Consider the following 20,807-nt stretch of genomic DNA (forward strand, 5'->3'; position numbering starts at 1 on the left):
TGGCCTGCATTGTTATTGTTCCGGGGAGAAGACCGACCCGAGGAACAGCAGCGCTCCGGTCGAACGGTCCTCAATAGCGAAGAAAAAGGGACGGTCGACCGTCATTTCAAAAGGAGCCGCGGCAGGCGCCGGCGCGGAACCTGCCATCTGCACGGAGGTGGCCGCAGCGGCTTCGGTCCTTTTTCATTCACCTCGATAAAGGATTTGTGCAGAACTTCGTCCACGCTGAGCTTGTCGGCCGCAGCCGTTATTCCGCTGAAGTCCGCTTGACCCGGAGCGAAGGCTTCCGCCATGCCGAGCGCCGTCAGGGCTTGGTTAAGCCTAAGCGAGACATTTAATTGAAATCTGGGCAGCCGGAGGGTGCCCGGCTGAACCGGGAAAGATGAGGACCACGTCTCCGGATGAGAGAGCAGACTCGCCTGCAGGCTCTCCAAGGTTAACGCTTCGTCAGGCAAAATCACGAGCATGCTCTGCCGCTTGCCGGTATAGGGGATGCGGACGGCCTGGTACTGGCCGGTACGCATGTATTCGAAGGAACCGGATTGGCTCATCATCGGTACCGGACGGGTCTTACCGCCAGTCAGATGAAAATCGCGCTGCTCGGTTGCTTCCGCCCGGAAGGGACGGGCCCAATTTCCCTTAAAGTAGACGGCATTCATGAGCATTAAGAGCGCTTGCGGATTCAGCGGCGGCTCGACCATGGCGGGAATTTTGCCATGAGTCTGCTTTTTGACCCATTGATTGATGGTTTGGGGCGCGCGTTCTTTCGTGAAATCCAAAGCTTTGACCTCTGAAAGATAATACGTCTTGGTTTGACGCATAAACTGCGGGTTCAATGCCAATCCTTCGCGGACCCACATGGCATTGGCGATGGACAGCACAGAGCCGCTGTCGTTGTGATTTAACAGATCCAGCAGCACCTCGTGGCCGCGATTGACCTCTTCCGGCTGCAGCTCGTTCCACTGCAGAGCCTGGCTCATGGCCGCTCGGGTGGAGCCATGGGCGCCATTATACGCCAAAGCCAGTGCCATGGTTATGCTGATGGGCGAGATGAAAAGGTTGCTTCCCGCCTCTTGCCTTTTCGTCAGCTCGCCGTACAGCTGCAGACCGATCCGGCGGTCGGCCTGCACTACCCTGCTGTCCAACTGCTCCAAAGCATATTTGGGCTTGGAGGAAGCCGGGGTCTGGAAGCAGCCGGCCAAGAGCAGCATAGAGGTGAAGCAGACCAGAGCCTGACGCTTTCTGTTTCGCATAAAACGTATCATGCTATCGCCTTCTTTGAGAGGTTTTGGTAAATAGACGTAAATCAGGAAGGATAGGTTGCGGCGGCACGGCCTGCCGTGTAAAGCTTTTTGCAACAAAAAGGACATATATGGTATAGTTTGCGTATATATGCTCGTTCTGGGGTGAATTTTGTTGCTGAATAATCTGGTTCCACGCTTACAAGTGAACACGATTTACGATATTGATTTACATGAACTTTGGAAGCAGGGGAAACGGGGCATCATTACCGACCTGGACAATACGCTGGTAGGGGCCAAGGCCCCGCTGGCGACGCCGGAGCTGATCGATTGGCTCAAGGTGGTTGCCCAGATCGGATTTCAAGTGGTTATCGTATCGAATAATAACAAGGTACGCGTAGCCCAGTTTGCCGAACCGCTATCGCTTCCATTTATTTATCGGGCCAAAAAACCGACCAGCGCGGCATTTCATAAAGCTCTGCAGCTGATGAAGCTGTCGGCGGACGAGGCCATTGTGATCGGGGATCAAATGATGACCGACGTGCTTGGAGGCAACCGGATGGGATTGTATACCGTTCTGGTGCTTCCCATTGCGAAGGCAGACGAGGGCGTCTTTACGAAGATAGTCAACCGGACGCTGGAAAAAGTAGCTTTAACTTGGATGAAAAGGTAGGTATGACATGACAGAAATTTTAAAAGACGCCGAGGCCTGTGCGGGCTGCGGCGTTAAGCTGCAAACAGAGGATCAGGACAAGCTCGGATACGTTCCCCAGCAGGCGCTGAGCCGGACGCCGGTCATTTGCCAGCGCTGCTTCAGGATCAAAAACTACAATGAAGTGTCGGGAACGACGCTAAATCAGGACGATTTCCTGAAATTATTGAGCCACGTCGGAAGCACGAAGTCGCTTGTGGTCAATATTGTCGACATCTTCGATTTTGAAGGCAGCTTGATCAGCGGACTTTCCCGCTTTGTCGGGGACAATCCGGTCGTGCTCGTCGTCAATAAGATCGATCTGCTGCCCAAAGTGACCAATTTCAATAAAATTGTCAACTGGGTTCGCAAGCAGGCGAAGGAGTTCGGGCTGAAGGTTGTCGAGGTCGTGCTCTGCTCGGCCAAGCAAAACCTCGGTTTCGACCGGGTTATTCAGGCGCTGGACGAATTCCGCGACGGCCGGGATATTTATGTCGTCGGCGCGACGAATGTCGGCAAATCGACCTTGATTAACCGGCTGATCCGCGATTACAGCGATCTGGATGCGGAGCTCACTACGTCGCATTATCCGGGCACGACGCTGGATCTGGTAAAGATTCCGATGGACGACGGAACTTCGATTATCGATACGCCGGGGATTGTGTACCCGCACCGTTTAACCGAGCTCGTCAGCCGGAAGGATCTCGGCAAGCTGATGCCGGACCGTCCGCTCAAGCCGCTTGTTTTTCAATTGAACGAGCACCAGACGATATTTTTCGGAAGCTATGTCCGGTTTGATTTCGTGCAGGGGACGCGGCAGTCGTTTACGTTCTACGTGTCGAATGCGCTGCCTGCGCATCGGACCAAGCTGGAGCGGGCCGACGAGCTGTACGAAGAACATAAGGGCGTTATGCTGGCTCCGCCGTCGCTTGAGGCGCTGGAGCAGCTGCCGAAGCTTGCGAAGCATCCGGTTCGTATTCCGAAAGGGAAAATTTATGATGTATCCATTTCCGGTCTCGGCTGGGTTAAAGTAAACAGCGACGTGGGTGCGGATCTGATGATTCATGCCCCCAAAGGCGTGAAGGTCGCTGTCAGGGAATCGATGATTTAAGAGCGGGACGGGGAGGAACACAGGTCATGGGGAAGCAGCAATTGGACAGCCATACGATCATGTACGGAGTATTCGGAGATCCGATCAGGCACTCCAAGTCGCCGATCATGCTGAATCGGGCATTTGAGGAAGCCGGCTTGAACGCGGCCTATGCGGCGTTTCATATCCTGCCGGGACAGCTGGAGGATGCGATAAAAGGCATTCGCGCGCTGCAGTTTCGCGGGGTGAACGTAACGATTCCGCATAAGCTGGAAGTGATGGATTACCTGGACGAGATCGACGAGGGCGCCCGCATTATCGGCGCGGTGAACACGATTGTCAACGACAACGGCCGATTGATCGGCTATAATACGGACGGGATCGGCTATGTCCGCTCTTTGAAGGAAGAGACCGGCATTGACCTGAACGGGAAAAAAGTGCTGATGCTCGGTGCGGGCGGCGCGGCCCGCGGCGTAGGCTATGCGCTTGCCAAAGAGGGCGCGGCGCATATTTATATTGCGAACCGGACCAAGGAGAAGGCGGTCGAGCTTGCCCACAGCATGTCCGGGTTCACGCAGGTGACCGGCATGGGGCTTGACGAGCTTACCGATGTGGCGGGCGATGCCGCTTTGATCGTTAACAATACGTCGCTCGGCATGCATCCGAACGTCGATTCCGTGCCTATGGATACCGCGCTTGTCCGCTCCGGAACGGTGGTCAGCGATTTAGTCTATAACCCGCTGATCACGAGGTTTCTCCGCGAAGCGGAAGGAAAAGGCGCAGTCATTCACAGCGGCCTGGGGATGTTCATATACCAGGGAGCGTATGCGTTCGAATATTCGGACCGGCGTGCCTGCGCCTACCGCAGCGATGCGAGACGCCGTGCTGCAATCGTTCAAATGACCATTCAGCGTGCGGAACGGGTTCCTATCGCTCCCGCACGCTCATCACATCAGAATAGAGGAATTATCATCATGCTGACAGGCAAACAGAAAAGACATTTGCGCTCCTTGGCGCATCATTTAAACCCTATTTTTCAAGTAGGCAAAGGCGGCGTCAACGATCATCTGATCCGCCATATCGAAGAAGCTATCGAGGTTCGCGAGCTGATTAAAGTGACCGTGCTGAACAACTGTCTTGAGGACCGCAGCGAGATTGCCCAGCAGCTGGCCGAAGGGGCCGGCGCGGAGCTTGTGCAGGTCATCGGCAAAATTATCGTGCTGTATAAAGAGTCGAAGGATAATAAAACGATCGAGCTGCCCGTTTAACGGCTGCTGTGACAGCAAGCTTAATCTCTTGATGAAAAAGAGGTGTATGGATGAAGGTTGGAATCATGGGAGGAACCTTTGATCCTATTCATATCGGCCACCTGATCGCCGCTCAGATTGCCTGCGAGCAGGCGGGGCTGGACGAGGTGTGGTTTATGCCGACGAATGTGCCCCCGCATAAGGAGAACGCTCCGCTGGCCTCTGCCGAGCAGCGTCTGCAGATGGTCAAGCTGGCGGTGGACGCGCATCCTTATTTTCGCCCGCTGGATATCGAACTGCGCAAAGGCGGCATATCCTATACCATCGATACGGTAAAGCTGCTTCGTGAGGAGCAGCCCGGCATTCATTTTTCTTATATCATCGGAGCGGATATGGTACAGTTTTTGCCCAAATGGTATAAAATTGAGGAGCTCACGGCACTGATTACCTTTATCGGACTGATGCGGCCCGGGTATATTCTGGATTTGGAGGATTTGCCGGTTCATATTCAGCAGGCGGTAAGCCTTGCCGAGATGCCCTTGATCGAGCTGTCTTCCACCCGCATCCGCAGCCGGAAAGCCAAAGGGCTGTCCATCCGCTACATGGTTCCGGATCGGGTATACGAATATATCGAGGAGAACGGCATCTATGGATCGTAAACAGTTGATAGAAGCAGTGAAGTCGCAGATGCCCGCCAAGCGGTGGGAGCATACCCTTGGGGTGATGGAAACGTCGGTCATCCTGGCGCGCAGATACGGCTGCGATCCGGAGAAAGCTTATACGGCCGCCATTCTGCACGATGTTTGCAAATTTTGGCCCGTGCAGGAGCAGGCTAAGGTGATTCGGGAGAACAATCTGCCGCAGGATCTGCTGGATTATGATAAAGAGCTCTGGCATGCTCATGCCGGCGCATTTATCGCAAAGCGCAATTACGGCATCGGCGATGAAGAAATACTTGATGCGATCCGGTACCATACTTCCGGCCGGCAGGGGATGTCGCTGCTCGAAAAGGTGGTCTGTCTGGCCGATTATATCGAGCCGGGTCGCGATTTTCCAGGGGTGCATAATATTCGTGAAATCGCTGAACATAATGTAGAGAAAGCACTATTGTACGCGTTTGACGGTACCATCCGGTTTCTGCTGGATAAGGGGAGGAAGGTATACCCGCTTACGATCCATGCGCGAAACGGGCTGGTCGACGAGATAAAGCTGTCGGAACCGGTTGAGCCGGAGCTTCAAAACTGAACGGAATGAATAAAGGAGGAAATTGAATGAGCGTAACCCCCGATCAATTAATGAATGCGGTCGTTGATGCGGCTGACGATAAAAAAGCAATGAATCTGGTGACATTGAACCTGCAGGGTATCTCGCTGATCGCCGATTATTTCGTTATTTGTCACGGTAATTCCGAGACGCAGGTGCAGGCTATTGCGACGGAAGTCCGCAAAAGAGCGGAAGAGCTTGGCGCGCGCGTGCGCGGTACGGAAGGCATGGACACCGCGCGTTGGGTGCTGGTGGATTTGGGCGATGTAGTGGTGCATGTATTCCACCGCGATGATCGCGAGTATTACAATATTGAACGGCTTTGGTCGGATGCGAAAGTGGTAGAGCGGGTATGAGTTTAGAAGCAGGTAAATGGTACGACCTGGAGGTTGCAAGGGAAGTTTCGCCTCACGGGTATTTTTTGACAGACGGAGTACAGGACGTACTCCTTCACTACAGCGAGACGGTAGGCGAAGTGCCTGTCGGCGGGGAAGTGGAAGTGTTTCTATTCTACGATTCGGACGGACCGGCTGGCCGCAACGATGCGGGAGCCGCTTATCCAATTGGGCGAGGTGGCGCTTCTCGAGGTTGTCGATATTCATAAGCGGTTCGGATGCTTTCTGGAGATGGGATTAGGCCGGCATTTGCTGCTGCCGTTCCGTGAACAGCCGGAGCTGCAGGAGCTTCGTCCCCAAATCGGGGACAAGGTGTATGTCGTTCTGGCGCACGACCGTCAAGGCAGGCTGATCGCGAAGACCGCCAACGAGCACGACCTGAAGCCGCTTTGTTTCGACGCGCCGGCGAGCTGGAAGAACAAGCTGATTAAGGGCAGAGTGTACAAAGCGCTGCAGATGGGCACGTTCCTGGTGCTGGACGGCGGCGTGATCGGCTTCGGCGTGATCGGCATGATTCATGCTACGGAAAGAACCCGCCGCCTTCGGCTCGGCGAGGAGGTTGAAGTCCGCGTCGGTTTTATCCGTGAGGACGGCAATGCCAACTGTACGATGAAAGCGGCTAAGGAAGTCGGACGGGACGAGGATGCCGAGCAGCTGCTGGCCTTCCTGAAGGAACGGCCGAACGGGGCGATGCCTTACTCGGACGAAACGCCGCCGGATGTCATTATGCAGCGATTCAAAATAAGCAAGTCCGCTTTCAAACGGGCGATCGGCAAGCTGATGCGCGAAGGTCTGGTCTACCAGCAGGGAAGCTGGACCCATCTGAAGCCGGAAGCGCAGCAGGAGCCGCAGAGCGAATAAAGATAAATAACGAACCGGCAGCGATCTGCCGAGGCATTCCTTGGCCTGTTGAGCGGGAACGGGAGCCTCGGGGCCTGCCGGTTTTTCAATGAGAGGGGATTTCCCAAGTGGCATACGCCGAGTTCGCCTATCTGTACGATAGGCTGATGGAAGAAATGCCGTACCCGGAATGGCTCGATTTCTTAAGCCAATGCTGGAGCAAATACGGCAAACCGCGGACTCTCGCAGATCTGGGCTGCGGAACTGGGAGCTTGTCTATCCCGTTGGCGCGGCAGGGAATCGAGGTGTACGGCATCGATCTGTCTGACGATATGCTTGCCGTCGCCCAGCAAAAAGGGGCGGAAGCGGAACGGCACCAGCCGTTTCCGGCAGGAGGCTCGGTCGCCTGGCTGCAGCAGGATATGCGCGAATGGAGCCTGCACCGTCAGGTCGATGCGGTCATTTCCTTGTGCGACTGCCTCAACTATCTGCTGGAGGAGGAAGAGGTCGCCCAAACATTTCAGCAGGTATTCGCCGGATTGAATCCCGGAGGTTTATTTGTGTTCGATGTGCACACGCCGTATCAGCTGGAGGCCTACGCGGAGGCGCAGCCGTTCTTTTTGAATGAGGATGACGTTGCCTATATTTGGACAAGCGAGCTGGACGCGGAGCGCTGTGAAATTGAGCATGCCTTGACGATCTTTGTAAGCGATATGGAAAGAGGCAGTTCAAATACTGGGAGCGAGCGGTTCCGCCGGGTGGACGAGCTGCACGTGCAGAGAGCCTACCCTATGGCATGGCTGAAACGGCAGCTGCAGCAAACGGGCTTCAGCGAAGTGGAGATGTACGGCGATTTTGCGTGGAAGTCGGTGACGAAGACGACGCAGCGGGCTTTTTTTGTGGCGCGTAAATAAGGTTTAATGGAGAGCTTGCGCAGTCTTTATTGCGGGGTTCAACTGCCGGAACGGTCATTTTAATAGCTCAAGAACCAGGCGGACGACGCCGAAAATAATGCCCCACAGGGGCAGCGATAAAAGGACTCCGTTAACAAGTCCGGTCATTAGAAAGCACCTCGGTTTCATGGATACGGCATGCGCTGCTTTTATAAGCCTATCTTTTCCAGCTTATGCCGTTTCTAATCAGATGTGAGAGACGGCGCACTTGACATGATTGGCGATTTTTACATATAATCGCTGTATATCCTTACAGCTGTGAAAAGAAGTAGTAGCTTGTATCATTTCTCAGAGAGCCGGAGATTTCGGTGGGAGCCGGTAAATGACCAGAGTGAACTCGTCTTGGAGCCAGAAGGGAGAAGCTTGGCCTTGTCGTAATACGGGAATCCGATTCGGCAGCCGCCAGCCTAATCCTGATCGTCGCCCCCGCGTTAAGGGGAAGAGTGAACACGGGCAAAGCATGCCCGCTGTTAACTAGGGTGGTACCACGGGAATTCTGCCTCTCGTCCCTAGCGTTGCGCTAGCGATGAGGGGCTTTTTTGGTAGTTTGGAACGCATGTTGAAGGAGGAGCAAGGAAATGACGCAGGAAACGAAAGAACAACAAGGCTATAACCCGCTGGTTATAGAACCGAAATGGCAGGAGTATTGGGATAAGAATAAGACGTTCAAGGTGCTTGACGATGACAGTAAGCCGAAGTTTTACGCGCTGGATATGTTCCCTTATCCGTCCGGAGCAGGCTTGCATGTAGGTCATCCGGAAGGCTATACGGCGACAGATATCGTATCCCGCTTCAAGCGGATGCGCGGTTATAATGTGCTTCATCCGATGGGCTGGGACGCTTTCGGTCTGCCGGCCGAGCAGCATGCTCTCGATACAGGGAAGCATCCGCGCGATATTACATTTAAGAACATCGATAACTTCCGCCGCCAAATCAAATCGCTGGGCTTTTCCTATGATTGGGACCGGGAAATCAGCACGACGGATCCGGAGTACTATAAATGGACGCAGTGGATCTTTATCCAGCTGTACAACAAAGGGCTGGCGTATGTAGACGAGGTGCCGGTCAACTGGTGTCCTGCGCTTGGCACCGTGCTTTCCAATGAAGAGGTCATCGACGGCCTGAGCGAACGCGGAAACCATCCGGTCATCCGCAAGCCGATGCGCCAATGGGTATTGAAAATTACGGAATATGCGGAGCGTCTGCTGGAGGATCTGGAAGAGCTGGATTGGTCCGAGTCGATCAAAGACATGCAGCGCAACTGGATCGGCAAGTCGACGGGGGCAGAGGTCGAATTCGCGATCGACGGTCATGAAGGCCAAGCTCTGAAGGTATTCACGACCCGTCCGGATACGCTGTTCGGTGCAACGTACTGCGTCATGGCGCCTGAGCATGAGCTCGTATCCGCCATTACGACACCGGAGCAGGAAGCGGCTGTGAAGGAATACCAGGACAAAGCGGCTCGCAAAAGCGATCTCGAGCGTACCGATCTGGCGAAGGATAAAACCGGGGTGTTCACAGGCGCTTATGCGGTGAATCCGGTAAACGGCAGCAAGGTGCCGGTCTGGATCGCAGATTATGTCCTGGGAGGCTACGGTACGGGAGCCATTATGGCGGTGCCGGGGCATGACCAGCGCGACTGGGAGTTTGCCAAGCAGTTCGATCTGCCGATTATTGAGGTTGTCCAAGGCGGAGATGTTGCGAAAGAGGCCTACGCGGGCGACGGCAAGCATGTAAACTCCGACTTCTTGAACGGCTTGAACAACGAGCAGGCGATTGCCGCAATGATCGAGAGTCTTGAAGCCGGAGGCAAAGGCCGCGGCAAAGTAACGTACCGCCTGCGCGATTGGCTGTTCAGCCGTCAGCGCTATTGGGGCGAGCCGATCCCGATTCTGCACCTGGAAGACGGGACGATGAAAACCGTACCGGTCGATCAGCTGCCGCTGCTGCTGCCGGACGTGGATCATATCGCGCCTTCCGGAACCGGCGAATCGCCGCTTGCCAATGTGACGGAGTGGGTGAACACAGTCGATCCGGAAACCGGGATGAAAGCGCGCCGCGAGACGAATACGATGCCGCAGTGGGCGGGAAGCTGCTGGTATTACCTGCGCTTTATCGATCCGAAGAACGATAAAGAATTGTGCTCCCCGGAGCTGCAGCGCAAATGGCTGCCGGTCGATTTGTACATCGGAGGCGCGGAGCATGCGGTGCTGCATCTGCTGTACGCCCGTTTCTGGCATAAGGTGCTGTATGACCTGGGTGTCGTCGAAACGAAGGAGCCGTTCTACAAGCTGGTAAACCAAGGGATGATCCTGGGTGAAAATAATGAAAAAATGAGTAAATCCCGCGGCAATGTCATTAATCCGGATGAAATCGTCAATGAATTCGGCGCGGATACGCTGCGGATGTACGAAATGTTTATGGGGCCGCTGGAGGCGACCAAGCCTTGGAATGTAAACGGGGTGGAAGGCTCCTACCGCTTCCTGGGCCGGATCTGGCGCTTGTTCGTTAACGAGGACGGCCAATTGAACGGTAAGATCAATAGCGACGACGCTCATGGCAGCGATGCGTTCAAACGGATCTGGCACCGGACCATCAAGAAAATTACGGAGGATCTGGAGGCGCTTCGCTTCAACACCGCGATCAGCCAGCTGATGATTTTCATCAACGAGGCATATAAAACGGATGTGCTGCCGAAGCAGGCTATGGAGAATTTCGTACAGCTGCTGTCTCCTATCGCCCCCCATTTGGCCGAGGAGCTGTGGCAGAAGCTCGGACATAACGACTCGATTACTTATGCGGCATGGCCGGCTTACGAAGAGGCATGGACGGTGGATAACGAAGTCGAAATCGTCGTTCAGGTGAACGGTAAAATCGTCGAGCGGACGAACGTTGCCAAGGATGCGGATGAAGCCGCATTGCAGGAGCTGGCGATGGGAATGGCAAAGGTGCAGGAAGCGATGGCAGGCAAATCGGTCCGCAAGGTCATTGCCGTAAAAGGCAAGCTTGTCAATATCGTGGTCGGCTAAGACTTAAAACTAAACTAAGATTAATACTAAGGTTCAAAAAAATAACCGCTCTGTCCGGCGGAATTCCGGCGGGTCAGGGCGGTTCATAGAAGAGAACAGCGAAAGCATCGCGTCTTTAATCATCCTTTGTGGTCAAAAACCGTGCTTCGAGCTTTTCCAAATCCTCTTCGTATTTAGAATGAGTTGTGCGGATCACATGGTTAAACATGTCGCACAGCTCATTTTCCATTATACGGAGTCCTTCGGCGGTGATTCCCCCGGGAACGGAAACCCGTTTTCTAATTCCCTCCGGCGTAAAGCCGCCTGTCGTGAGCAGTTTGCCCGTCCCTAACGTCATTTCGCTAACAAGCTGCGTGGCTTCGGTCTCGGAAATACCGGTTTCCTGAACGGCGGCATCAACGAATTTTTGAAGGAAGAAGGAAAGGAAGGCCTGAACCGCAGCTGGTCAGATCGGAGGAGACCCGGGTATGCTTCTCTGACACCCGGATGGGGGCGCTGATATGGGAAAGCAGGTTTTCAAGCAGTTCCTTATCCTCGGCCGTCATGCGGTCGCTGTAAATGCACAGCGTCGCACCGCTAAAGGCATAGTTCGTAATGCTGGGTATAATCTTGGCGATCTTGCATGCGATCTGGCCTTCCAGATGGCGGATGAGCACGGGGCTGGTGATTGAGACCAGTACCTGGGAAGGACGCGCCGTGGCGCTGATTTCGTCTAAAACGGTTTTGTAATCGTTAGGCCTGACACAAATAAAGAACAGCTCGCAGCTGCTGACCACTTCTATATTGGATGAAGCAACCCGCAGGCCCGGATAAGAGACTGCCAATCGCTCCACTTTTTCGATCGTGCGGTTCGTCGCCACAATTTGATCCGGGTTCAAAGCTCCGGATTGAATGAATGCTTCGATGAGTACACTGCCCATGCTGCCTGTGCCTATGAATCCTACTCTCATGACCATCCCCCCTGAATAAACTGCAGCCTTCTTAATTCATATGAGTTTTAGGGGGGGAATATGTTTTTTTCTTGAAAACCGGGTTTTCATAAACGAATGAAGGAAATGGAGGGAAATCATTGTATGTCAGAAAGCATGCTTCACAAAAAATGGCTGCCGCTTGCTTTGGTGCTCGGATGTCTTGCCTTAGGAGCAGCCGGCTGGTTCGGTTATTCCCTGTGGGCGGCTGCAGCCAAAGCTCAAGCAGGCTGGCGGCTGGCCAACGAGGACATGCGCGAGCTGCTGTTGGAGCAGGCGGAAGAAGGAGGGGCAGCCAAGCCGGCTGCTGCGGCAAAGGCTAAGGCGGGGAGCGTGCCTGCGAGTGACCCCGCCGGCCCGTCCGGCGCCTCGCAAGCAGCCTCCGGCGAGAGCACGGAGCCGGCAGTTCCGCAGCCGGGAGCCGTTTCCGGCGCGGCGGCTCCGCTGGAAGCCTGGGGTGGGGCCGCTGCTGCAGCTTCGGGTGCACCCCAGGCGGCCGCGAGCGCAGCTTCGGGCACAGCAGGCTCGAATGAAGCCGGCACGTCGCCGCCGGCAGCCTCGGCAAGTTCTGGTCAGGCGGACGAAAGCGCCGCTGCTGCTGCGGCGGGAACCCTCGATCCCAAGCCGTCCCAAAGTTCGGCGGCGCCAGCGGCCCAGAGCTCAGCTCAAGCCGGGGGCAGAATCAATCTTAATACCGCCACGGCGGGCCAGTTGACCGCTATTCCCGGTATCGGGGACAGCAAAGCGAAGGCGATCCTCGACTACCGTGTACAGCAGGGGGGACGTTTTCAAAGCGTAGAGCAGCTGCTGGAGGTGAAGGGCATCGGAGACAAGCTGCTGGCAAAGATGAGGCCTTATGTGACCGTAGCGCCTTGATGCGATTACTGCATAACAGCGCTTTCGTTTTTTTACCATTTATGAGAAAATAGCAGTGAACCCATAATCATACTATTATTTATCTATTAAAGGGAGGCAATACCATGTCTGAGGAACGTAAGCTTGGTCTTGAAACATTGGCTGTCCATGCAGGTCAGGAGATCGATCCGACTACGATGTCTCGTGCAGTTCCGCTCTATCAAACGACATCCTACGGGTTTCGCGATACCGATCATGCTGCCGATTTGTTTGCATTGAAGGAATTCGGCAACATCTATACGCGTCTGATGAACCCGACGACAGATGTGTTCGAGAAGCGCGTCGCCGCATTGGAAGGAGCGCCGGCTGCGTTAGCTACGGCATCCGGTCAAGCGGCCATTACTTATTCGATTCTGAACATAGCCGGAGCGGGAGATGAAATCGTTTCTGCCGCAAGTCTTTACGGCGGTACATACAATCTATTTTCGACGACACTGCCGAAGCTGGGCATCCATGTCAATTTTGTCGATTCCAACGACCCGGAAAACTTCCGGAGCGCTATCACCGGGAAAACCAAGGCGATCTTTGCGGAAACGATCGGGAATCCGAAAGGCAATGTGCTGGATATCGAGGCGGTTGCCGCCATTGCTCATGAGCATGGCATTCCGTTGATTATCGATAACACCTTCCCGAGCCCATATTTGTGCCGTCCTATCGAGCATGGGGCAGATATCGTCGTTCATTCGGCAACCAAATTTATTGGCGGCCACGGGACTTCGATCGGCGGAATTATCGTAGACGGAGGCACGTTCGACTGGAAGGCCAGCGGCAAATTCCCCGGCTTGACCGAGCCGGATCCGAGCTACCACGGGGTCGTATACACCGATGCCGTCGGACCGATTGCCTATATTATTAAAGCAAGAGTACAGCTGCTGCGGGATATGGGAGCGGCGATCTCACCGTTCAACTCGTTCCAGCTGCTTCAAGGTCTGGAAACGCTGCATTTGCGCATGGAGCGCCACAGCTCGAACGCGCTGCAGGTAGCGCAATTCCTGGAGGCGCATGAAGCCGTCGATTGGGTCAGCTACGCAGGTCTGCCAAGTCACGATTCTTACAATTTGGTTCAAAAGTACATGCCGAAGGGTCAAGGGGCTATCATGACATTCGGTATCAAAGGCGGAATCGACGCGGGACGTAAAGTCATTAACAATGTGAAGCTGTTCTCACACTTGGCCAATGTCGGCGATTCCAAGTCGCTGATCATTCATCCGGCCAGCACGACGCATCAGCAGCTGTCGGAGCAGGAGCAGGAAGCGGCGGGCGTTAGCCCGGGCATGATCCGCTTGTCCATTGGCACGGAGTCCATTGGTGATATTTTGTACGATTTGGGCCAGGCGATCGAGGCGAGCCAGCAAGCATAAGCATTAACAAACCATTAGAGAGATAGGTTGGGAGAGATCATACGATGCGTAAAGATTGGGATACTTACTTCTTGGACATGGCTTATATGGCTTCAACGCGATCCCAATGCAGCCGCAGACATGTCGGGGCGGTGCTGGTACAAGGCAAAAAGCTGCTGGGCGCCGCTTATAACGGTGCGCCGATGGGCGTCCCCGATTGTTCGGAGGCAGGGTGCATGCTTGTCGAAGAGTTTGAGCTGGTCACTAAGGACGGCAGCGAACAGGTAGTCAAAAAGCAGCGCTGCATCCGGACGATTCATGCGGAACAAAACCTGCTGCTGTTTACCGATCCGAAGGATCGGGAAGGCTCTGCCGTATACGTAACCGATCAGCCGTGCTGGACCTGCGCCAACATGCTGGCTAACAGCGGGATCAGCGAGATTGTCTACCATCGTCCTTATCCGAAGGACAGCGAGAAAGTGAAGGCGCTGATGCAGCAGAAAGGCATTTTGTTCCGCTGCCTGGAAGCTTATGAGCCTCCGCAAGGAACGATGGGCGAAGTTCAGCATTAACGTAATACGATTGTTAGAGGAAGAACCTCTTCTTACCGATGCTTCGGGAGAAGAGGTTTTTTTATTTGAAGCAATGGAGTCCGCAGTTGACTTGCTGCAAGCGGGACAAGGCGGGATGAAATTAAAGATTAGAAGGGAGGCGGGCCACTGGTGGGGTGGATGAGGAGCCGTCCTGTTGTAGCCGTTACGCTGCTCTGGACTGCAGGTTATGCGCTTGCCGCAGGGGCGGAGCTTTCGATACTTTCCTACGTGACGAGTCTGGCGCTGGCGGCGGCGGCTTGTATTGTATGGATATTTCCTTTTCCGGGACATAAGCTGCTGTGCGGTCTGCTGGTCATTCTGGTCGCCGCCGGGTATTACGAGGCGTATGACCGGGGGAATCAGTCCCATTTTATTGCGGCGGGGGGCCAATCTGAGGATGCGGTTACGGAGACATCGATTTCTCTGGAAGGGGTTATTGTTTCACCGGTTGAGGTGGACGGGGATAAGGCGGCATTCATATTAGCCTCCGCAGCAGTGGATGGCGAACGGTTTGCCGTAAATGTCAAGCTGCTCACGCAAGGCGAGCAGGAGACGGCGCGGCGCTGGCAACGCAGCGATCTGGTATCGCTGCAGGGCAGTGCCAAGCTGCCCGAGGAAGCGAGAAACTTCGGCGGATTTGACTATCGGGGGTATTTAAAGCTTCAGCATATTCATTGGCAGATTTCTGTCAAAGGCGCGGAGTCAATAAGCGTGCGGCCTCCGGTATCCTGGACGCTGGAGAGGGTGCTCCGGTGGAACGACCAGCTTCGGGACCGGTTAGGGCAGTGCGTAGAGCAGCTTTTTCCGGCGTTGCAGTCCGGATTTATGAAAGGGATGCTGGTCGGTCTGACGGATGACCTGAATCCGCTGCAGTTCCAGCAGTTTTCTCAGCTTGGCTTGACCCATATCATTGCCATTTCAGGACTGAACGTAACTATCTTTTTAGGCTGTTTGATCTGGCTCATGCGGCGGCTGGGCTTTACAAGAGAAACCTACCTGATAACCGCTATTTTATTGATGCCGCTCTATATTGCCGTAACAGGGGCGTCGCCATCCATTATTCGCGCCGGACTGATGGCCATGGTAGCCTTATATGCGGCTTACAGGCATGCTTTGAAGGACGGGCTGCATATCGTGCTGCTGGTAGGGATGGCCATGCTGGTATGGGAGCCCTATTATTTGCTGGATGTGAGCTTCCAGCTGTCTTTTCTAGTTACGATCGGCCTTATTCTCGGTGTCCCGCACGTCAGCCGTATGCTTCCGATCCGCTCGCGGGCCTGGAGAGACGCCGTATCCATTGCGGTTGTGGCGCAAGCGGTTTCCTTTCCCGTTTCAATTTACTATTTCAATCAGTTTTCTTTGCTTTCACTGGCCGCGAATCTGTGTCTTGTACCGCTTTTCAGCATGGCCGTCATGCCGGCGGGAACGGCGGCTATGCTGCTTGGGCTCATCTATTTGCCGGCAGGCAAAGTCATAGCTTGGCCGGTCACCTGGCTGAATGAATGGATCTTTGCGATTGTCGAAACGGCAAGCCGATGGGGTGTTTTTCAAACGATTTGGCGGACACCGGGCTTTGGCTGGATGTTTTGCTATTACGGCGGCGCCGTGTTTTTGCTGTATGGCGTTCACCTTTACAAGCAAAGCTTTATACCGCCAGAGGCGGGGCCGATGCTGCAGATCGGATTTTCTGCAGCTCCCCAAGAACAGGCGAAGAAATGGATGCCGCTGAAATCGGCTGTGCTGCTCTCAGCGGCCATGCTATGGATGATCCTGCTTTTATTCTGGGGATATGATGCGGAGCGGCGGGGCGGACAGGGAGAAGTCGATTTTATCGATGTCGGACAAGGAGACAGCATATTGATTCGTTCTCCGGTCAGCAACAGCATTCTATTGATTGATGGCGGAGGTACGGTTACCTTTGGCAAGCCCGGAGATGATTGGAAAAAACGCAAGGACCCCTATGAGGTAGGGCGCAAGCTGCTGGTGCCTCTGCTCAAAAAAAGAGGCATCCAGCAAATCGATTATTTGGTTATTTCTCACCAGGATGCGGACCATATCGGCGGCTTGCAGGCAGTATTGGAGCAAATTCCTGTTAGAGAGGTCGTATTCAACGGGCACCTTCAAGCCCGGGGCAGCCGTGGAAAAGCTGTTTCAAACGGCGCTTGCCCAAGGCGCTCAACTGGTAAAGGCGTACTCCGGAGATAGACTGGAGGTAGATGAGAAGACAAGCCTGCAGGTTTTATTCCCCATAGCGGAAGCTGGGGCTGATGCGATCCGCATTGAAAAGGAACAAAACGGGGAATCTCTCGTGCTGCTGATGAGTATGCTAGGAACAAAGTGGCTGTTTACAGGCGACGTGGATGAAGCCGGTGAGCATCGCATGCTGGACAGCATAGCACAGGCTGCCGGGAAGATTGGCAATCAGACGCAGCCGAATAGCTCAGCCCCACTTCCTGCTTTGGCTTCTACCTATACACGATCCTCCAGGACGTCTGTTTTAGCGCCCATCGATGTGCTGAAGGTTGCCCATCATGGGAGTAAAACCTCCTCCAGCGAAGCATGGCTCGATGCATGGCAGCCGAGGCTTGCCGTTATTTCCGTAGGAGAGCATAATGTGTACGGACATCCCAGTCCGGTGGTGACCGCACGTTTGCAGGAACGGAAAACGGGGGTGCTGCGAACGGATCTCCACGGTGAAGTTCAAATGCGGGTAACGGAAGACGGACAAATCCATGTGCGCAGCAAGCTTAAGCAATGAGCTCATGATTTTAATCATTCTCCATTGACATACCCAAGGGGGGTATTGTATATTGAACTTAAGAGGTGAGCACATGACGAATGAAACCATAGAGGCTGAAGGTCATGAATGCGGTTTGAATGGAGGCGAGCGGAAGAGTCATCATTCCTAAATGAAGACGAATCTTGTTTCCAGGCTGAATCGGAGCGAGGGACAAATCCGGGGTATCAGAGGCCTGATCAAGAAGGATACTTATTGTGATGATGTGCTGAGTCAGATCGCCGCAATCCAATCCGCACTGAATGGCGTCGGGAAGCTTTTGCTTGTGGGACATATGAAAAGCTGTGTGATGGAACGCATTCAAGCCGGGGATCAGGAAGTCATTGACGAGCTCCTTACACTGTTAATAAACTAATGAAATAATCGAATGGAGGCCATGGGAATGACCAACGTAAAATTGAAAGTCGAAGGTATGTCCTGCGGGCATTGCGTAAATTCTATTGAAGGAGCGCTTCAGAAATTGGGCGCTGCCGCCAAGGTGGACCTGGGCGCCAAGTCGGTCACCGTCGATTATGATGAGGCGAAGCTGTCGCTGGCAGCGATTAAAGAAACGATTGAGGAGCAGGGTTACGACCTTGTTTAAGAACTTAAGGAGCCATCGGCCGGTGGCTCCTTTATTTCACTCTTTTACATACCCCCATAGGGTATATGGTAGTTTTCTAATTGAAATCGGCTTTCATCGTGTGGAGCGCGCTTCGCCTGAAGCAGCTTAGCTGGGCGAAGCCGCTGAAAAAACAGGAAGAGGTTTACAAACGAAGAAAAATGGCTATTCTGACGACAAATGCCAATCATTTTTTCTTCTTAAGTGTTGCATGGATAAACTTTAATGAGGCTATAGGAAAAACGTTTCAGGGAGGATTGTTTTATGAAAAAGCTGGTTGTTGTACTTTTAACCGTTGTGGTACTGCTGAGCGCGTGCAGTAAGTCCAAGACGGAGCATGTCATGCAGCAGGACGGAAGCGGGGGCGGACATGGCACTCATGCCGGGATGGGCCATGAGGCTGCAGAGAAATCAAGCACATCCGATACGCAGACGCAGGTGGATTGGAAGCTTTCAGCGGAAAAACCGGAGGCTAAGCAGCAGATAACGATATCACTGCAGGTTAATGACCAGAAGGGTAAACCGTTACAACAGTTCGATATAAACCACGAGAAAAAAATGCACCTGATCATAGTCAGCAAAGACTTATCGTACTTTGATCATATTCATCCGGAATATAAAGGCAATGGCAGCTTTGAAGTCACAGCTTCGTTCCCTGCCGGAGGAGATTACAAGCTTATTGCGGATTTCATTCCTGCAGGGCTGGGAGCGGTGACGCAGACGCACTGGGTTCAGGTCCAGGGAGCCGCTTCGCCCTCCGTCCCGATTCAGCCGGATACAGCTATGACCAAAACGATAGACGGGAAGTCGATCACCTTATCGGCCGAGAGCCTTACGGCAGGCAAAGAAACGCTGCTGACCTTCCATATGGAAGAAGCAGGGACGAAGAAGCCGATTACTAACCTGCAGCCCTACTTGGGCGCGGTGGGGCATGTTGTCATTCTGAGTGCGGATACGGAGCAATATTTACATGTGCATCCGATGGATGAGAAAGCTGCGGGGCCGGACGCCCAATTCATGACGACATTTCCGAAGGCGGGAACCTACAAAATTTGGGGACAATTTCAGCGGGACGGCAAAGTATTTATCGTAGCCTATGTCGTTCAGGTGAAATAGAGCATGCTGCCGCGGCTGGAACCGATGATCGTCGGCTTGGGGAGAGAGGCGTTTGACGATGACAGCTATATTTTTGAGCCTAAATGGGATGGATGGCGGCTGCTGATTTATGTCGGCGGCAATGCTGCCGGTACCGGCACCGGCAACAGTAAATCCCGCACCATCGAGGCTTATACCCGCAAAGGAAAGCGTGTGACGCACCAATTTCCTGAGCTTCAGGAAGCGCTCGGCGCCATCGACGTGGCCGAAGCCGTGCTGGATGCGGAAGGGATCTGCCTGCGCGACGGGAAACCCGTGTTTGATGATTTGGCTTTTCGCGGCCGCCTGGGCAGGCAAGCTCGAATAGAACAGGCGCGGTGAACCCATCCGGCTACTTTTGTCGTGTTCGATATACTGTTCCTTGATGGCAAGTCCCTGCTGCAGGAGCCGCTCATGAGCCGCAAGCGGCTGTTGGCGGAGCGGGTTTCCTCCACGCAGATTATGACGCTGACGATGTATGTAGAGAATACCGGCAAGGCATTATTCGAATTGGCACGGCAGCAGAATCTTGAAGGGATGGTAGCCAAGCGCAAGGATGGCCTGTACATGCCGGGCAAGCTGTCCCCCGACTGGTTAAAGTTCAAGCATTGGAAAAGCATCGATACGGTGATCCTCGGGTACCGAACCGTTCCCCGATTTGCTCTCCTTGTAGGTCTGCATTTCAGAACGGTGCGCAATAAGCCGGTTTCGACCGTCGAACTGGGTATTGCCGAGGAGGACAGGCGGTACTTTGCAGAGTGGGCGGCCAAGCACGAAATTCATAAAGAAGGAGCCGTGCAGCGGGTGGAGCCCAAGCTTTGCTGTCGAATCGGCTACCAGGATCGAACGGACACGCATCAGCTGCTTTCTGCGGTATTTCAGGCCTTTCTTCCGGATAAGCTCCCGGAGGAATGCATGTGGGCTTACGAATGATTTGTTCGTTTCAACATATTTCGTCAAATTACACCTATTTACAGGGAATTACATTCAGGACATAATGAAAGGATGGTTCGTCCAAATATGTCCAAGGAGTGGTTTTATGTCCAAATCCATTTTGATCGTGACAGGCGACGCAGCTGAAGTACTGGAGGTTTACTATCCTTATTACCGTGTGCTGGAGGAGGGCTATGAAGCCGTTATTGCCGCCCCGGTCAAAAAAATGCTGCATACGGTCGTTCACGATTTTGTAGAGGGCTGGGACACCTATACGGAGAAGCCGGCTCACCTGCTTCCGGCTCATGTTTCGTTTGCCGATGTGGATCCGTCCAAGTATGACGGCTTGATTATTCCTGGAGGAAGAGCTCCTGAATATATCCGGTCGGACAAGCATTTGCCTGCCATTCTCAGCCACTTTCTGGAGGAGAACAAGCCGGTCGGCGCCATCTGCCATGCAGCGCAGGTGTTTTCCGCATTAAAGAATACGGACTATTTTACGGGAAAAACGATGACGGCCTACACGGCATGCCGCTTTGATGTCGAGCAGCTTGGCGCGACCTATGGCGATCAGACGCTTCACGTCGACGGGAAGCTGGTGTCGGGTCATGCCTGGCCGGGCAGCTGCCTGGCTTTATGCGCGAATTTCTTAAGCTTCTGAAATGAAATAACGGCGAGTTCACCAGCGCTTCCGGCCATCCGGTGGCGCTTTTTTTTGTCTGTGCAGCCAGAAGCTGGAGGCTGTTTTACCTTGAATAAATGAATTCGATCTGTTAT

General features: G+C 53.9%; 17 protein-coding genes, 7 pseudogenes and 1 other annotated feature. Of the genes and pseudogenes, 22 read left to right on the forward strand and 2 right to left on the reverse strand.

Translation table 11 applies throughout. The features are described 5' to 3' along the window. Positions 1 to 12 precede the first annotated feature (12 nt). Positions 13 to 1,370, reverse strand: a pseudogene (locus ACHHV8_RS08790) (serpin family protein). A 46-nt stretch (positions 1,371 to 1,416) separates the two neighbouring features. Between ACHHV8_RS08790 and ACHHV8_RS08795 the strand changes: the two are divergent. The 10 genes and pseudogenes from ACHHV8_RS08795 (at position 1,417) to leuS (ending at position 10,749) form a co-directional block, all read left to right on the forward strand. Next, the gene (locus ACHHV8_RS08795; protein ID WP_395157938.1) at positions 1,417 to 1,914 is read left to right on the forward strand and encodes a YqeG family HAD IIIA-type phosphatase; all 498 of its coding nucleotides are present in this window, start codon (positions 1,417 to 1,419) and stop codon (positions 1,912 to 1,914) included. Positions 1,915 to 1,921: 7 nt separating this feature from the next. Next, positions 1,922 to 3,043, forward strand: coding sequence for a ribosome biogenesis GTPase YqeH (gene yqeH / locus ACHHV8_RS08800; protein WP_395157939.1), 1,122 nt, complete (start codon positions 1,922 to 1,924; stop codon positions 3,041 to 3,043). A 26-nt stretch (positions 3,044 to 3,069) separates the two neighbouring features. Continuing rightward, positions 3,070 to 3,925: pseudogene (locus tag ACHHV8_RS08805) on the forward strand (shikimate dehydrogenase). A gap of 71 nt (positions 3,926 to 3,996) precedes the next feature. Beyond that, positions 3,997 to 4,290 (forward strand): ribosome assembly RNA-binding protein YhbY, encoded by a 294-nt coding sequence (yhbY, locus tag ACHHV8_RS08810; RefSeq protein WP_395157940.1) that lies wholly within the window; start codon positions 3,997 to 3,999, stop codon positions 4,288 to 4,290. 50 nt (positions 4,291 to 4,340) lie between these two features. Next, on the forward strand, positions 4,341 to 4,928 hold the full coding sequence (locus ACHHV8_RS08815; RefSeq protein ID WP_395157941.1) for a nicotinate-nucleotide adenylyltransferase: 588 nt from the start codon (positions 4,341 to 4,343) through the stop codon (positions 4,926 to 4,928). Further along, entirely contained in the window at positions 4,918 to 5,514 is a 597-nt protein-coding gene (gene yqeK, locus ACHHV8_RS08820; RefSeq protein ID WP_395157942.1) for a bis(5'-nucleosyl)-tetraphosphatase (symmetrical) YqeK, read from the forward strand. The genes ACHHV8_RS08815 and yqeK overlap by 11 nt, the downstream gene beginning before the upstream one ends. 26 nt (positions 5,515 to 5,540) lie before the next feature. After that, the gene (rsfS, locus tag ACHHV8_RS08825) at positions 5,541 to 5,888 is read left to right on the forward strand and encodes a ribosome silencing factor (RefSeq protein ID WP_395157943.1); all 348 of its coding nucleotides are present in this window, start codon (positions 5,541 to 5,543) and stop codon (positions 5,886 to 5,888) included. Then, positions 5,885 to 6,788: pseudogene (locus ACHHV8_RS08830) on the forward strand (CvfB family protein). The gene rsfS and the pseudogene ACHHV8_RS08830 overlap by 4 nt, the downstream one beginning before the upstream one ends. Positions 6,789 to 6,895: 107 nt before the next feature. Then, entirely contained in the window at positions 6,896 to 7,681 is a 786-nt protein-coding gene (locus ACHHV8_RS08835) for a class I SAM-dependent DNA methyltransferase (protein WP_395157944.1), read from the forward strand. 288 nt (positions 7,682 to 7,969) lie between these two features. Next, positions 7,970 to 8,234 (forward strand) — a binding site (T-box leader). A gap of 64 nt (positions 8,235 to 8,298) precedes the next feature. After that, positions 8,299 to 10,749, forward strand: a complete 2,451-nt coding sequence (gene leuS / locus ACHHV8_RS08840) for a leucine--tRNA ligase (RefSeq protein ID WP_395157945.1) — start codon at positions 8,299 to 8,301, stop codon at positions 10,747 to 10,749. Between the two features lie 115 nt (positions 10,750 to 10,864). Here the strand turns inward: leuS and comER are convergent. Beyond that, positions 10,865 to 11,699: pseudogene (gene comER / locus ACHHV8_RS08845) on the reverse strand (late competence protein ComER). A gap of 123 nt (positions 11,700 to 11,822) precedes the next feature. On the opposite strand from comER, the gene ACHHV8_RS08850 reads away from it, so the two are divergent. The 12 genes and pseudogenes from ACHHV8_RS08850 to ACHHV8_RS08905 all read left to right on the forward strand — a co-directional run bounded on the left by ACHHV8_RS08850 (position 11,823) and on the right by ACHHV8_RS08905 (position 20,696). Next, on the forward strand, positions 11,823 to 12,593 hold the full coding sequence (locus ACHHV8_RS08850) for a ComEA family DNA-binding protein (protein WP_395157946.1): 771 nt from the start codon (positions 11,823 to 11,825) through the stop codon (positions 12,591 to 12,593). A 104-nt stretch (positions 12,594 to 12,697) separates the two neighbouring features. Further along, positions 12,698 to 13,993, forward strand: coding sequence for a homocysteine synthase (locus tag ACHHV8_RS08855; protein WP_395157947.1), 1,296 nt, complete (start codon positions 12,698 to 12,700; stop codon positions 13,991 to 13,993). 44 nt (positions 13,994 to 14,037) lie between these two features. Then, positions 14,038 to 14,544, forward strand: a complete 507-nt coding sequence (locus ACHHV8_RS08860; protein ID WP_395157948.1) for a deoxycytidylate deaminase — start codon at positions 14,038 to 14,040, stop codon at positions 14,542 to 14,544. Positions 14,545 to 14,703: 159 nt separating this feature from the next. Then, positions 14,704 to 16,770: a DNA internalization-related competence protein ComEC/Rec2 gene (locus ACHHV8_RS08865; protein WP_395163458.1), complete on the forward strand. Its 2,067-nt coding sequence runs from the start codon at positions 14,704 to 14,706 to the stop codon at positions 16,768 to 16,770. Beyond that, a complete protein-coding gene (locus tag ACHHV8_RS08870; RefSeq protein WP_395157949.1) occupies positions 16,703 to 17,323 on the forward strand; it encodes a ComEC/Rec2 family competence protein in 621 nt (206 codons plus the stop codon). The genes ACHHV8_RS08865 and ACHHV8_RS08870 overlap by 68 nt, the downstream gene beginning before the upstream one ends. A 151-nt stretch (positions 17,324 to 17,474) precedes the next feature. Continuing rightward, a pseudogene (locus tag ACHHV8_RS08875) lies at positions 17,475 to 17,725 on the forward strand (metal-sensitive transcriptional regulator). Between the two features lie 19 nt (positions 17,726 to 17,744). Further along, the gene (locus tag ACHHV8_RS08880) at positions 17,745 to 17,945 is read left to right on the forward strand and encodes a cation transporter (RefSeq protein ID WP_395157950.1); all 201 of its coding nucleotides are present in this window, start codon (positions 17,745 to 17,747) and stop codon (positions 17,943 to 17,945) included. Between the two features lie 80 nt (positions 17,946 to 18,025). Then, positions 18,026 to 18,286, forward strand: a complete 261-nt coding sequence (locus ACHHV8_RS08885) for a hypothetical protein (RefSeq protein WP_395157951.1) — start codon at positions 18,026 to 18,028, stop codon at positions 18,284 to 18,286. After that, the gene (locus ACHHV8_RS08890) at positions 18,228 to 19,079 is read left to right on the forward strand and encodes a hypothetical protein (RefSeq protein WP_395157952.1); all 852 of its coding nucleotides are present in this window, start codon (positions 18,228 to 18,230) and stop codon (positions 19,077 to 19,079) included. Before ACHHV8_RS08885 ends, ACHHV8_RS08890 begins: the two co-directional genes overlap by 59 nt. A gap of 3 nt (positions 19,080 to 19,082) precedes the next feature. Next, complete coding sequence (locus ACHHV8_RS08895) at positions 19,083 to 19,439, forward strand: DNA ligase-like domain-containing protein (RefSeq protein WP_395157953.1); 357 nt, start codon at positions 19,083 to 19,085, stop codon at positions 19,437 to 19,439. An 18-nt stretch (positions 19,440 to 19,457) separates the two neighbouring features. After that, positions 19,458 to 20,030, forward strand: a pseudogene (locus ACHHV8_RS08900) (ATP-dependent DNA ligase); the annotation flags it as partial. Positions 20,031 to 20,136: 106 nt separating this feature from the next. After that, positions 20,137 to 20,696: pseudogene (locus ACHHV8_RS08905) on the forward strand (DJ-1/PfpI family protein). Positions 20,697 to 20,807: the final 111 nt, after the last annotated feature.

The sequence above is a fragment of the Paenibacillus sp. TAB_01 genome (assembly GCF_043945595.1).
GTDB lineage: Bacteria > Bacillota > Bacilli > Paenibacillales > NBRC-103111 > Paenibacillus_S.

Coding starts and splice junctions, on each gene's coding strand:
- ACHHV8_RS08880 (WP_395157950.1), top strand. CDS start 17,745: ATGACCAACGTAAAATTGAAAGTCGAAGGTATGTCCTGCGGGCATTGC.
- yqeK (WP_395157942.1), top strand. CDS start 4,918: ATGGATCGTAAACAGTTGATAGAAGCAGTGAAGTCGCAGATGCCCGCC.
- ACHHV8_RS08865 (WP_395163458.1), top strand. CDS start 14,704: ATGAGGAGCCGTCCTGTTGTAGCCGTTACGCTGCTCTGGACTGCAGGT.
- ACHHV8_RS08895 (WP_395157953.1), top strand. CDS start 19,083: ATGCTGCCGCGGCTGGAACCGATGATCGTCGGCTTGGGGAGAGAGGCG.
- ACHHV8_RS08890 (WP_395157952.1), top strand. CDS start 18,228: ATGAAAAAGCTGGTTGTTGTACTTTTAACCGTTGTGGTACTGCTGAGC.
- ACHHV8_RS08855 (WP_395157947.1), top strand. CDS start 12,698: ATGTCTGAGGAACGTAAGCTTGGTCTTGAAACATTGGCTGTCCATGCA.
- leuS (WP_395157945.1), top strand. CDS start 8,299: ATGACGCAGGAAACGAAAGAACAACAAGGCTATAACCCGCTGGTTATA.
- ACHHV8_RS08850 (WP_395157946.1), top strand. CDS start 11,823: ATGTCAGAAAGCATGCTTCACAAAAAATGGCTGCCGCTTGCTTTGGTG.
- ACHHV8_RS08815 (WP_395157941.1), top strand. CDS start 4,341: ATGAAGGTTGGAATCATGGGAGGAACCTTTGATCCTATTCATATCGGC.
- yhbY (WP_395157940.1), top strand. CDS start 3,997: ATGCTGACAGGCAAACAGAAAAGACATTTGCGCTCCTTGGCGCATCAT.
- ACHHV8_RS08860 (WP_395157948.1), top strand. CDS start 14,038: ATGCGTAAAGATTGGGATACTTACTTCTTGGACATGGCTTATATGGCT.
- yqeH (WP_395157939.1), top strand. CDS start 1,922: ATGACAGAAATTTTAAAAGACGCCGAGGCCTGTGCGGGCTGCGGCGTT.
- rsfS (WP_395157943.1), top strand. CDS start 5,541: ATGAGCGTAACCCCCGATCAATTAATGAATGCGGTCGTTGATGCGGCT.